Below are 13,492 nucleotides of genomic sequence, written 5' to 3'. Positions count from 1 at the left end.
ATTTGTACCCTACATATTATAAAAATGACGAGGACAACATGAGCGACACAACGATCCTGCAAAATAGTACCCATGTCATTAAACCTAAAAAATCGGTTGCGCTGTCAGGCGTTGCCGCCGGAAATACCGCGCTGTGTACCGTAGGCAAAAGCGGTAACGACCTGCACTATCGTGGCTACGATATTCTCGACCTGGCGCAGCAGTGCGAATTTGAAGAAGTCGCGCATCTGCTGATCCACGGGAAATTACCCACCCGCGATGAACTCACCGCCTATAAAAGCAAACTCAAAGCGCTGCGCGGACTGCCTGCTAACGTACGCACCGTGCTGGAAGCGCTGCCTGCTGCCTCGCATCCGATGGATGTGATGCGCACCGGCGTCTCCGCGCTGGGCTGTACGCTGCCGGAAAAAGAAGGTCATACCGTCTCCGGCGCGCGCGATATTGCCGACAAGCTACTGGCGTCGCTCAGTTCAATCCTTTTGTACTGGTATCACTACAGCCATAACGGCGAGCGTATTCAGCCGGAAACTGACGATGATTCCATTGGCGGTCACTTCCTGCACCTGCTGCATGGCGAAAAACCTTCGCGAAGCTGGGAAAAAGCGATGCATATTTCGCTGGTGCTGTACGCCGAGCACGAATTTAACGCCTCCACCTTTACCAGCCGCGTGATTGCCGGGACCGGCTCCGATATGTATTCCGCGATTATCGGCGCGATTGGCGCACTGCGTGGACCGAAACACGGCGGGGCGAATGAAGTGTCGCTGGAGATCCAACAGCGCTACGAAACGCCGGACGAAGCTGAAGCAGATATCCGTAAACGCGTGGAAAACAAAGAAGTGGTGATTGGCTTTGGCCATCCGGTTTACACCATCGCCGACCCGCGCCATCAGGTGATCAAGCGCGTGGCGAAACAGCTTTCTCAGGAAGGTGGTTCGCTGAAAATGTACAACATCGCTGACCGTCTGGAAGACGTAATGTGGGAAACAAAAAAGATGTTCCCCAACCTCGACTGGTTCTCGGCGGTTTCTTACAACATGATGGGCGTTCCCACCGAAATGTTCACCCCGCTGTTTGTCATCGCCCGCGTCACCGGCTGGGCGGCGCACATTATCGAACAGCGTCAGGACAACAAAATTATCCGTCCTTCCGCCAACTATACCGGCCCGGAAGATCGCGAATTTGTCCCGATTGAAAAACGTTGCTAATTCAAAAACCTCTAAAGATAAAAAACAGGAAATGTACCCTATGTCCGCACATATTTCGAACGTCCGCCCCGAATTTGACCGTGAAATCGTTGATATCGTTGATTACGTCATGAACTACGAGATCACCTCGAAGGTGGCGTATGACACTGCGCATTATTGCCTGCTTGATACCTTAGGCTGCGGCCTCGAAGCGCTGGAATATCCGGCCTGTAAAAAACTGCTGGGGCCGGTCGTCCCAGGTACAGTGGTACCGAACGGCGTGCGCGTACCTGGCACCCAGTTCCAGCTCGACCCGGTGCAGGCGGCGTTTAACATCGGTGCGATGATCCGCTGGCTGGACTTCAACGATACCTGGCTTGCCGCTGAGTGGGGTCATCCTTCTGATAACCTCGGCGGTATTCTGGCCACGGCTGACTGGCTGTCGCGTAATGCGGTGGCGGTGGGGAAAGCGCCGTTGACCATGAAAACGGTGCTGACCGGGATGATCAAAGCTCATGAGATTCAGGGCTGTATCGCGCTGGAAAACTCGTTTAACCGTGTTGGTCTCGATCACGTCCTGCTGGTAAAAGTGGCCTCCACGGCGGTGGTAGCTGAGATGCTTGGCCTGAACCGGGATGAAATTCTCAACGCCGTGTCGCTGGCGTGGGTCGACGGCCAGTCGCTGCGTACTTATCGCCATGCGCCAAATACCGGCACGCGTAAATCCTGGGCCGCAGGCGATGCGACCTCGCGCGCGGTACGTCTGGCATTGATGGCGAAAACCGGTGAGATGGGGTATCCGTCTGCGCTGACGGCGAAAACCTGGGGCTTTTACGACGTCTCTTTCAAAGGCGAATCGTTCCGCTTCCAGCGCCCGTACGGCTCTTATGTGATGGAAAACGTGCTGTTTAAAATCTCCTTCCCGGCCGAGTTCCACTCGCAGACCGCGGTAGAAGCGGCCATGACTCTGTACGAGCGGTTACAGGCCGCAGGTAAGACCGCTGCCGATATCGAAAAAGTGACCATTCGTACGCACGAAGCCTGTATCCGCATCATCGATAAAAAAGGCCCGCTGAATAACCCGGCGGACAGGGATCACTGTATCCAGTATATGGTGGCCATTCCGCTGCTGTTCGGGCGCTTAACGGCGGCAGATTACGAAGACGGCGTGGCGCAGGACAAACGCATTGACGCACTGCGCGAGAAGATCAACTGCTTCGAAGATCCGGCCTTTACCGCCGATTACCACGACCCTGAAAAACGCGCCATCGCCAACGCCATCACTCTGGAATTCACCGACGGCTCACGCTTTGAAGAAGTGGTAGTGGAATACCCAATCGGCCATGCGCGTCGTCGTGCTGACGGCATGCCGAAGCTGGTCGAGAAGTTCAAAATCAACCTGGCGCGTCAGTTCCCGACCCGTCAGCAGCAGCGCATCCTGGATGTCTCCCTGGACAGAACTCGCCTAGAGCAGATGCCGGTCAATGAGTATATGGATCTCTTCATTATTTAAACCAGCGTGCAGCAAGGCGTAAGTTCAACAGGAGAGCATTATGTCTTATAGCGAGTTTTATCAACGTTCCATAACGCAACCGGAGTCGTTCTGGGCCGAGCAGGCCCAGCGTATTGACTGGCAGCAGCCGTATACGCAGGTACTGGACCACAGCAACCCGCCGTTTGCCCGTTGGTTTTGCGGCGGCACGACCAATCTGTGCCATAACGCCATCGACCGCTGGCTGGAGAAACAGCCTGACGCGCTGGCGCTGATTGCTGTGTCATCAGAAACCGAAGAAGAACGCACGTTTACCTTTCGTCAGCTGTATGACGAAGTGAACGTCGCGGCGGCGATGCTATTGTCGCTGGGCGTACAGCGTGGCGATCGGGTGCTGGTGTATATGCCGATGATCGCCGAGGCGCACATTACGCTGCTGGCCTGCGCACGCATTGGGGCAATTCATTCGGTGGTGTTCGGTGGTTTCGCCTCGCACAGCGTGGCGGCGCGCATCGACGACGCCAGACCGGTGGTTATCGTCTCGGCGGATGCCGGGGCGCGCGGGGGCAAGATCCTGCCGTATAAAAAGCTGCTCGATGATGCGATCGAACAGGCGCAGCACCGACCGCGTCATGTGGTGCTGGTCGACCGCGGTCTGGCGAAAATGGCGCGGGTCGAGGGGCGAGACCTCGACTTTGCCGCCCTGCGCCAACAGCATCTCGGCACGAGGGTACCAGTTGTCTGGCTGGAATCGAACGAAACCTCCTGCATTCTCTACACCTCCGGGACAACCGGTAAACCGAAAGGCGTCCAGCGCGACGTTGGCGGCTATGCGGTCGCGCTGGCGACCTCGATGGACACCATTTTCGGCGGTAAAGCGGGCGGCGTGTTCTTCTGCGCGTCGGATATCGGCTGGGTAGTTGGGCATTCGTATATCGTGTATGCCCCGCTGCTGGCGGGGATGGCGACGGTGGTTTACGAAGGTCTGCCAACGTATCCGGACTGTGGTGTATGGTGGAAAATTGTTGAGAAATATCAGGTCTGCCGGATGTTCTCCGCCCCGACCGCCATCCGCGTGCTGAAGAAATTCCCGACCGCGCAAATCCGTAATCACGATCTCTCCTCGCTGGAGGTGTTGTATCTGGCGGGGGAACCGCTGGACGAACCAACCGCCAGTTGGGTAACAGAAACGCTGGGCGTCCCGGTTATCGATAACTACTGGCAGACCGAATCCGGCTGGCCAATTATGGCGATTGCCCGCGGGCTGGACGACAGGCCATCGCGTCTGGGCAGTCCCGGGGTGCCGATGTACGGCTACAACGTACAACTGCTCAATGAAGTCACTGGTGAACCCTGTGCGGCGAACGAAAAGGGCATGTTGGTGATTGAAGGCCCGCTGCCGCCGGGCTGTATCCAGACCATCTGGGGCGATGACGCGCGGTTTGTGAATACCTACTGGTCGCTGTTTTCTCGCCAGGTGTACGCCACCTTTGACTGGGGCATTCGTGACGCTGACGGCTATTACTTCATTCTGGGGCGTACGGATGACGTGATAAACGTGGCAGGGCACCGGTTGGGGACGCGCGAGATCGAGGAGAGTATTTCCAGCTATCCGAACGTTGCCGAAGTGGCGGTAGTCGGCGTGAAGGACGCGCTGAAAGGGCAGGTAGCGGTCGCGTTTGTTATTCCGAAACAGAGCGACAGCCTTGAAGATCGTGACATCGCACATTCGGAAGAGAAGGCGATTATGGCGCTGGTGGACAGCCAGATTGGCAACTTTGGCCGTCCGGCACACGTCTGGTTTGTGTCGCAGTTGCCGAAAACACGTTCCGGTAAAATGCTCAGACGGACGATCCAGGCGATCTGCGAAGGCCGCGATCCCGGCGATCTGACGACCATTGACGATCCCGCGTCGCTGCAGCAAATCCGTCAGGCGATCGAGGAATAGCGGTTATAACCAGGCCCGGTGGCGCGATGCTCACCGGGCCTGGTCGCCGGATAAGCCGCAATGCGGCACCATCCGGCGTTATGCCCAGTATCAAAGAGCATCTTCTAATTTATAGTTTTTATAATAATATTGCTTATCTCTGTCATTTATCTCGCGGATAACCCGACAGGGAACTCCCACAGCCACGACATTTGCCGGAATGTCTTTTGTGACGACACTCCCTGCGCCAATCACGGAATTATCGCCAATCGTTACGCCAGGATTGATGACCACATTACTGCCAATCCATACGTTATTGCCGATGGTGACCGGAAAGGAAAACATCTCTCCGAATTTCCTTAATTCATGATGAACAGGGTGACCTGTTACCGAGATAGTGACGTTTGGCGCAATTAATACGTTATCGCCAATGGTGACCGTGTAATCATCCACAATGGTAAAGTTAAAATTGGCGTAGAAGTTTTTGCCAATGTGAATATTGCTGCCGTAAGAGAAATAAATGGGAGGCTCGATCCACGCATTCTCTCCCACGGTGGCAAACATTTCACGAATCAGTTTTTCCCTCTTTTTAATCTCCGATGGACGCGTGTGGTTAAATTCATACATTAACTCCTTTCCGCGCAGTCTCTCTTCCGGCAGCCCCTCGCACATATCAGTAAACAGCTTGCCTGCTTTCATTCTGTCTCTCATAGACATGCTCATCGAAGATATTCCTTCTTGTTATTTGTCTTCAGACTTGTTTACTTGCCGGGGTGAAAACGCGGGAAAACGGCCCCGGTCCACTTAGGGTAAATACGGAAATCAACGTGAAGCTCAGCGCAATAATCCCCAGCACCAGATAAGCTCCCTGGAAACCAATACTTTCATACATTTTCCCGGCCAGAACTGACATGAAAATCATTGCTAACTGTTTGAAGAAGCAGAAACACACCAGATAAATCGTCGCCGAGAAACGCACTTCAAACTGACTGGTGATGTATTTGAAGCAACCGACGATCAGGAACGGTATCTCAAACATATGCAACGTTTTGAGAATAACGACTTCCAGCGCAGTAGTGGCGAATGAGGAGCCAATAATCCTTACCGACATAATCGTACCTGCCAGCAGCAGGGCGTTCTTCCCGCCGATGCGATTCACAATCAGCGGCGCAAAGAACATGATTGAGGCGTTGAGTAATTCTCCCATTGTCGTGACGTAGCCAAACACGCGGGTGCCCTGTTCGCCGGTGGCAAAGAACGAGGTAAAGAAGTTGGCGAACTGCTGGTCAAACACATCGTAAGTACAGGAAACGCCAACTACGTACAGGGAAAGGAACCAAAGTTTTGGTTGTTTAAATAACTCCAGCGCCAGCTTCAGGCTGAATGCCGAGTTATTGGCGCCTACCGCATCCGCGACTTTTGCAGAAGAGGGGGCATCTGTTTTTGAAAATAACAGCAGCAATGCCAAAATGACCGCGCAGCCGGAGCCTAACCAAAAGACAAATTGGTTATTGATGGTGAACATAATGCCGGCAATCGAGGCGCACAGCGCCCAGCCCACGCACCCAAACATGCGCGCGCGACCAAATTCAAAGTTGCTTCGGCGGCTGGCTTTTTCAATATAGGCTTCAATCGCCGGAGCGCCGGCATTGTAAATAAAGCCAAGGTAAATCCCACCGACAATTGAACCCAGTAAAATATTAACTTGTAATAACGGACCAAAAACGTAAATAAAGAACGGGGCAAACATTACCAGCATGCCGGTAATTACCCACAGCAGATGTTTACGCAGGCCAAGCTTGTCGGAGAGCAGTCCGAAAATTGGCTGGAATAACAAAGAAAACAGTGAGATACAGGCGAAGATGATGCCGGTATCGCCTTTGCTGATATGGTTTACCTCGTGTAACCAGATGGGGAAGAAGGGGAAATACGCACCCATAATAAAAAAGTAAAAGAAGAAGAAAAAGCCGAACATCCAAAAGTTAGTGTTTTTTAAATAATACATAACAGACTTCCTATAAATGCGGGCAGGTTTGGGCCTGCCCAACTTATATTATTATTTTTGGCCCCAGATGAACTGGAAGTGGTAGCGTCCGGCGCTCAGCAGAAATTCCGGCGACACGGAAGGGCTCCACGAATCATCGCCGCCAACGCCCATATGGAAGCCATCAATATTGAGCCAGGTGCCCGCCTCAGGTTGCAGCAAATGGCGGTGGCTGGTTGCCATCAGTTGCTGCTGGCTAAAGCGGCTGATGTTGAACAGGAAGTCCCCACGCCACTGGTGCGCGCCGTAGTGCAGTTCGCGCGTGCCGCAGCGCAGACCGTTTTCACTTGGGAAAACATACGGGGTGTACATCTCATCAAGCGACAGATCCCAGCGATCAAAACAGGCGGCGCCCAGACGGTCCGGGTAGTTCTCATGTGGACCGAGACCTAACCAGTTCACTCGCTCTGAGATCTGCACTAACTGGCAGCTCAGGCCGATGCGGGCCGGATGCGGCGTACCGCTGGCAACGTCGACATCCACCGTTATCTGCATTTCACCCTTGCCGTCAATGCGGTAGCTTTTTCGGCTGATGAACAGCGTTTCGCCCTGATACTGCCACGCATGTTCAGTGGTGATCAGTACCGCATCGCTCAGCGTATTGGCAGCACAGTGCAGTAACGTTGCTTCAGCCTGATAGTGACCGGCGGCCTTCCAGCGTTCGACCCAGGCGTTCGGGTCGATGCGGGTTGACTCGCTCACGCCGATGTCGTTGTCCAGCGGGGCGCGGGTGAACTGGTCAGTAAGCGGAGTCAACAGTTGGGCTGAATCGCCAATCCAGTACTGTGTCAGCAGGCCAGACTGACGGTCGAATTGCCAGCGCTTGTTGTCGTTCTCAACGGTAAAGACGTTTTCGCTCACATTGAGCTGTGGCGCGGTGCGGGCAGACGGCAGTTGCGTCAGGCTGAGCTTCTCTTGAAGCTTCCATTGCTGCCAGGCGCTGATGTGCCCGGCGTCTGACCACGCGGTTGCCTGAGGTTGTTCTACGCGTACCGTCAGCCACAGCTGACCTGCGGTTTCCGGCATCGGGACATCTGGCAGGGTAATCACCTGTCGACCCTGTGGAGCGATATCCAGAACGATTTCTCCGGCGGCCAGCGGGTTGCCGTCCTGGGCAATAGACCAGTGCAGAACTTCGTTATCGCTGCGGCGGAACAGATATTCGCTGGTCACTTCAATCTGGCGTTCAGCGCCCGGCAGTAACGTGAACTGGAAAAACTGCTGTTCATGTTTGGCCTCGTATAACGCCGGGTGTGGGGTGCGATCGGCGAACACCAGCCCGTTCATGCAAAACTGACGATCGTTAGGTGTGTCGCCAAAATCGCCACCGTAGGCTGACCATGCTTTACCGTTCTCATCATATTTGGTCAGCGACTGATCCACCCAGTCCCAGACAAATCCGCCCTGCAGGCGCGGATACTGACGGAACGCTTGCCAGTATTTGGCAAAGCCACCGAAACTGTTGCCCATGGCGTGGGCATATTCACAAAGGATCAGCGGACGCTGCTCGCCGGGCATCGACAGCCACTTTTTAATCGACCATTTGGGGACCGCGGGGAAGGGTTGATCCTGATCGACGCGGGCGTACATCGGGCAAATAATATCGGTCGCTGCGGTATTTGCACCGCCGCCTTCATATTGTACCGGGCGTGACGGGTCTTCTGATTTTATCCAGCGGTAGAGCGCGTCGTGATTGACGCCATGGCCGGATTCATTGCCCAGAGACCAGATGATAATGCTCGGATGGTTGCGATCGCGCTGCACCATGCGCGTGACGCGCTGGCTCATGGCAGGCAACCATGCGGGATCGTCGGTGAGGCGATTCATCGGCACCATGCCGTGGGTTTCAATGTTGGCTTCGTCGACGACATACAAGCCGTAGCGATCGCACAGGGTGTACCACAGCGGGTGATTTGGGTAATGGGAGCAGCGCACGGCGTTGAAGTTATTCTGCTTCATCAGGATGATGTCTTGTACCATCGTCGCCTCATCCATCACCTGGCCGTTGATCGGATGGTGCTCATGGCGGTTGGTACCGCGAATCAACAGCGGCTTACCATTGAGTAACAGCAGTCCGTTTTCAATGCAAACCTGACGAAAGCCGACGTCACAGGCCTCCGCTTCTATCAGCGCTCCATCCGCGGTGCGCAACTGCACAACGGCGCGGTACAGATTGGGCGTTTCGGCACTCCACAGCGCCGGGTGTTCGACGTTCAGACACAGAGTCACCCGGTCATGATAAGCACCGCGTTCATCAATAATCTCACTGCCGAGTGGGGAATTCGTTTCGGCTGTGAGCGTTTCTCCCTCCCACAATTGCAGGGCTACGCGTAAATCTTCGCTCGTGTTGCCCGCTACTCTGATTTCCACTGCCAGCGTGGCGCGGCTGAAGTCGTCGTTAAACCGGGTATTAATGCGCAGGTCGCGAATTTGCGTTGTGGGCTTATGCAGCAAAGATACGTCGCGAAAAATACCGCTCATGCGCCACATATCCTGGTCTTCCAGATAGCTACCATCGCTCCAGCGCAGCACCATCACCGCCAGACGGTTTTCGCCGTGCTGCAGATAATCGCTAAGATCGAATTCAGATGGCAGGCGGCTGTCCTGTCCGTAGCCGACCCAGCGGCCGTTGCACCACAAATGAAATGCGGAGTTCACGCCGTCAAAAATAATGCGCGTCTGACCCTCATCTAACCAGATATCGTCAATATAAAATGTGAGCGAGTAACATCCTGTCGGGTTCTGTGCCGGAACGTACGGAGGGTTAACCGGGATTGGGTAGGTGACGTTGGTATAAATTGGCGCATCGTAACCGTCCATCTGCCAGTTAGAGGGGACGTTGATAGTATCAGCTTGTGGCAGATCGCTTGTCAGCCAGCTTTCCGGCACAGCCTCCGGCGCGGCAAACCAGGCAAATTGCCACTGGCCATTCAGCGAGCGTAACTGACTCGAACGCTGATTAGTACGTGCGTCATCTGCTGAACGCCAGCTACAGAACGGTGGATGCGCCTCCAGGCGGTTGAGCTGCGTGACGCCGGGATTTTCCCAGTCACGGCGGGCCAGAACAGCGGAGAGTGAATCTGTGTTCAGGTTCATAACGGTATCCTGTTTGAATTTGTTATTCGCTCACAATTTCAATCAAAATACGGATAAGCGATCCCAACTGTAAAGGCTGGGGCGTTCAATGAGTGAACTGACTCACACAATTGTTGTGCGTTCACAATTTGGGTGCGAGCTGAGAAACTTGCCGCGCGAGCTGGATCAATGAATCGGCCAGCGCCTGGGGTGAGGTGGTTTGGGTGTTGGGTGGCAGAACCGTTTTGCGCTTAACCAGGGTGACGGGCAGCAGTTGGTTGCCCACGGTTGATTCGCCACGGGGAAGTTGCAGCAGCCTGTCGACGCTGGTTTCACCCAATAACGGAAAATCTTGCCTGATGGTGGTCAGCGGTGGAATGTAGCAGGCGCTGTCTTCGGTATCATCGTAGCCAATCACCGAGATATCTACCGCCACCCGCAGACCGAACTCGCTGATTGCGCGCATCGCGCCCAGCGCCATTTGATCGTTAGCGACCAGCATGGCGGTAGGGAGGTTACCGTTATTCAGCATATGCATCGTTTGCTGAAAACCAGACATCGCACTCCAGTCGCCTTCCAGCTCCACAACGGGTTGTAGCTGGTAATGTTCCAGATACTTGTGCCAGCCCGCACGGCGAAGCCTTGCCGAAACGGAAGTGTGCGGCCCGCTCAGCAGGGCGATACGCTGATGTCCGTACTGCACCAGATGTTCAACGCCGAGGCGCGCGCCGTCGTCATGCGAGAAAATCACGCTGTTAATTGGCGTCAGGTCAGAGACATCGAGAAACAGCACCGGCACCGTACTGCAGGCGGTGGCCACGGCAATGGCGTCTTCTTCATCCAGTGGATAGTTGATGATAAGCCCGGTTACACGCTGAGAAAGCAGGTTGTGGACCGCGGCTTTACATGCCTCAACGCCGCTGCGCTCGACCATGGCGATCACCACGCTGGCACCGGACTGGTCGGCACGGGATTTTATGGCGGCAACGATTTGCGACGGGGCATGCAGGGCAAGGTTCGCCGTCACAACGCCAATCAGCGGCGTCTGTTTGCCAGCCAACTGCTGTGCGACGCGGTTAGGGATGTAATTGAGTTCCGCCATCGCGGCCTCAACTTTTTGTCGGGTTTTTGCGGAAACGTGGCTGGCCTGATTAACGACGCGCGAGACGGTCTGGTAAGAGACACCTGCATGGTCTGCCACATCGTATAGCGTTACCGGTTTCACGTTTATCACCCCTGTCATGACGTTATCTGCGCGCTATGATGCCACAGCGGGACGGTTTTGGGGGATTTACGCATAGGTTCTGCGAGGCGCATTCCAGGGTTGCGGATCGTGTGCTGGAGGATTTATCGTCATTCTTCTTAACAGAAGAAAAAAGTGAGGACATTGTGAGCGACTCTGCGGCAAATAATATTCTGTCCATCTACCGACGTCATGCGGATGCCTTTGCCCGCCAGCGCTCGCGCACCTTGTTCGAGAAAAGCTGGCTCGATAAATTCATTTCCGTGATGGGCGGGCAGGGCAGCATTGTGGATATTGGCTGCGGCAACGGTCAGCCGATTGCCGGTTATTTTATCCAGCAAGGTTTTCAGCTTACCGGCGTTGATGGTTCCCCGGCGATGCTGGCGCGGGCCCGAAACACTTTTCCCGTACAGCGCTGGCTGGAGCAGGATATGCGCGAACTGGCACTCAATGAGACTTTCGATGGTCTGCTCGCCTGGGACAGTTTTTTCCATTTAACTCAGCAGGACCAGCAAAAGATGTTCCCGATTTTTGACCGCCTCAGCCATCCCGGCAGCGCGCTGATGTTTACCAGCGGTACGGACAATGGCATCGCGATGGGGCAATTTGAGGGTGAGCCGCTGTTTCACGCCAGCCTCGCGCCGGACGAATACCGCGCATTGCTGTTAGCGCATGGTTTTGCGGTAGTCGAGGTGGTGATGGAAGACCCGCACTGCGCCGGGCACACCGTCTGGCTGGCGCAAAAAAGAGGCTAATCGCCGCGAAAGGTTTTACGCCATTCAGCCGGGCTAACACCAAAGTGGGATTTAAAATGCTGACGCCAGGTGACGGGCGACTGAAAACCAACCTGTTCTGCAATGCGTTCAACGGGTAACTGGCTGGACTCCAGCAACGTCTGGCTACGGCGCAGGCGCTCGGCAATCAACCATTCGGCTACGCTTGACCCGGTGGCCTTCATAAAATGACGAGTGAGGGTACGACGGCTCATCATCACTCGCTGCGCCAGCTCATCGAGATTATGCGGTTCGTGGAGATGCTGGCGCAAATAGTCGAGCAGGGCGTTGATGCGCTGATCCTGGGTATTTTTCGCTACCGGTTGTTCGATAAACTGTGCCTGGCCGCCCTCGCGATGTGGCGGCACAATCATCCGTCGGGCAATCTGATTCGCCACCGTGCTGCCAAAACGCTGGCGGATGACGTACAGGCAGCAATCCAGCGCGGCGGCGGTCCCTGCCGAGGTAATAATACCGTCGTCATCCACGTACAGCGCGTTGATATCCAGATGGGCAGCCGGAAAGCGCGCCTGAAAATCTTGTTCGAATTCCCAGTGCGTAGCCGCCCGTTTGCCATCCAGCAGACCAGCATAGCCGAGAACAAACGCGCCCAGACATAACCCAACAATTTGCGCGCCGTTTTGTCGTGCGCGGTTGAGCGCATCAAGCAGGCTTTGTGGTGGTCGATGTGCCGTGGCACCCCACCAGGGGATCACTACGATGTCGGCAGCCTCCACCGCTTCATAGCCGTAGGCTGCGGTAAGGGCGAAGCCATCCTGCGAGGAAACGATGCCTGGCTGTTCGGCGCACAGTTGCACCTCAAAGCGCTTTTTCGCCGCCACTTTGTCACTGAAAATAATGCACGGCACTGAGAAGTGAAACGGGCTGAAATCTTCCACGGCAACAATGGCGACGTTAAGCGGTTGCATACGATTCCTCTGTGGAGTTTAAAACGTCAGGATTTCGCCATCTTCCGGCACGTTAACGAATTGCGCAATCTGGTTGTCGCGGGCGTACTCTTTCAAGGCCGCGCGGGTCAACAGACAGTGATTAATCGCCTCCATGTGGGTCGCCAAAATTTGTGCCTCGGGTAGTACGGAGTGGGTTTTTAGCACATCTTCCGCGCCCATTATAATTGGGCCAAACCCGATAACGTGGGCAAAGCCTGCGTTCAGAATGACCACGCCTGGCTGAAAAGTCCGCATGTTGGTTTCCACCTCGTCGCGCCAGATGGTGTCCCCTACCAGATACAGCGTTTTTTCCGCCGGATGCTGGAAGATAACCCCGCAGGCATCACCCAGACGCTCAGCCATTTGCGGGATGGCGTACGCGCGATCCGAACCGTGCTGGCCGCCGGTTTTACGCAGGGTGATATCACCAAGCGCGGTGTTTTGCGTCAGTACGGTCAGTTGCGTGAAACCTTGTCCCCGCAGTACCTGCGCATCGCGATCGTTTTGCACATAAATCGGTTTGTCTTTCGGCACGACACGAGCCGCTGCTTCATCCCAGTGGTCTTCATGCAGATGGGTCACGATCAGCGCATCAACGTTGAGCAGCGTGTCGATATCGACAGGCAGATCAACGGTCGGGTTGCGGATCTCGGCGCGAGCCGTTCCGGCAAAGCCCGGATAAGTACCTTTATCCGCCAGCATCGGATCAATCAGAAAAGTTTTACCGCCAAAGGTGATTTGCTGCGTGGCGTTACGGATTTGCGTGATGTTCATGATGTTTGCTCCACGTGTTGGATCAGT

General features: G+C 55.1%; 10 protein-coding genes. 4 read left to right on the top strand and 6 right to left on the bottom strand.

Translation table 11 applies throughout. The features are described 5' to 3' along the window. The first annotated feature begins 38 nt into the window (after nt 1–38). The 3 genes from prpC to prpE are packed head-to-tail and all read left to right on the top strand — an operon-like array spanning nt 39 to nt 4,627. On the top strand, nt 39–1,208 hold the full coding sequence (gene prpC / locus SK33_RS18070) for a bifunctional 2-methylcitrate synthase/citrate synthase (protein ID WP_003838667.1): 1,170 nt from the start codon (nt 39–41) through the stop codon (nt 1,206–1,208). A 40-nt stretch (nt 1,209–1,248) separates the two neighbouring features. Beyond that, nucleotides 1,249–2,700, top strand: a complete 1,452-nt coding sequence (locus tag SK33_RS18065; RefSeq protein ID WP_048219551.1) for a bifunctional 2-methylcitrate dehydratase/aconitate hydratase — start codon at nt 1,249–1,251, stop codon at nt 2,698–2,700. Between the two features lie 40 nt (nt 2,701–2,740). Beyond that, entirely contained in the window at nt 2,741–4,627 is a 1,887-nt protein-coding gene (prpE, locus tag SK33_RS18060; RefSeq protein ID WP_048219548.1) for a propionate--CoA ligase, read from the top strand. A gap of 90 nt (nt 4,628–4,717) precedes the next feature. Here prpE and lacA read toward each other — a convergent pair whose 3' ends face one another. The 4 genes from lacA to SK33_RS18040 all read right to left on the bottom strand — a co-directional run bounded on the left by lacA (nt 4,718) and on the right by SK33_RS18040 (nt 10,950). After that, nucleotides 4,718–5,329, bottom strand: coding sequence for a galactoside O-acetyltransferase (lacA, locus tag SK33_RS18055; RefSeq protein WP_048219547.1), 612 nt, complete (start codon nt 5,327–5,329; stop codon nt 4,718–4,720). A gap of 28 nt (nt 5,330–5,357) precedes the next feature. Further along, entirely contained in the window at nt 5,358–6,611 is a 1,254-nt protein-coding gene (locus SK33_RS18050; RefSeq protein WP_003021333.1) for an MFS transporter, read from the bottom strand. A gap of 51 nt (nt 6,612–6,662) precedes the next feature. Further along, a complete protein-coding gene (locus tag SK33_RS18045; protein ID WP_048219545.1) occupies nt 6,663–9,746 on the bottom strand; it encodes a beta-galactosidase in 3,084 nt (1,027 codons plus the stop codon). 121 nt (nt 9,747–9,867) lie between these two features. After that, entirely contained in the window at nt 9,868–10,950 is a 1,083-nt protein-coding gene (locus SK33_RS18040; RefSeq protein ID WP_048219542.1) for a LacI family DNA-binding transcriptional regulator, read from the bottom strand. Nucleotides 10,951–11,060: 110 nt separating this feature from the next. Here SK33_RS18040 and SK33_RS18035 point away from each other — a divergent pair, with 110 nt between their 5' ends. Next, nucleotides 11,061–11,723 (top strand): class I SAM-dependent DNA methyltransferase, encoded by a 663-nt coding sequence (locus tag SK33_RS18035; protein WP_048219541.1) that lies wholly within the window; start codon nt 11,061–11,063, stop codon nt 11,721–11,723. Here the strand turns inward: SK33_RS18035 and SK33_RS18030 are convergent. After that, nucleotides 11,720–12,670 carry a GlxA family transcriptional regulator gene (locus SK33_RS18030; protein WP_048219537.1) on the bottom strand — a complete coding sequence of 317 codons (951 nt, stop codon included), beginning with the start codon at nt 12,668–12,670 and terminating at the stop codon, nt 11,720–11,722. The genes SK33_RS18035 and SK33_RS18030 overlap by 4 nt on opposite strands. A gap of 18 nt (nt 12,671–12,688) precedes the next feature. Beyond that, nucleotides 12,689–13,465: an MBL fold metallo-hydrolase gene (locus SK33_RS18025; RefSeq protein ID WP_048219534.1), complete on the bottom strand. Its 777-nt coding sequence runs from the start codon at nt 13,463–13,465 to the stop codon at nt 12,689–12,691. Between the last annotated feature and the right edge of the window lie 27 nt (nt 13,466–13,492).

This window comes from Citrobacter sp. MGH103, from assembly GCF_001034475.2.
Classification (GTDB): domain Bacteria; phylum Pseudomonadota; class Gammaproteobacteria; order Enterobacterales; family Enterobacteriaceae; genus Citrobacter; species Citrobacter freundii.
The sequence above is the reverse complement of the archived record's forward strand: the minus strand, read 5'-3'. Positions and strand labels throughout refer to the sequence as shown.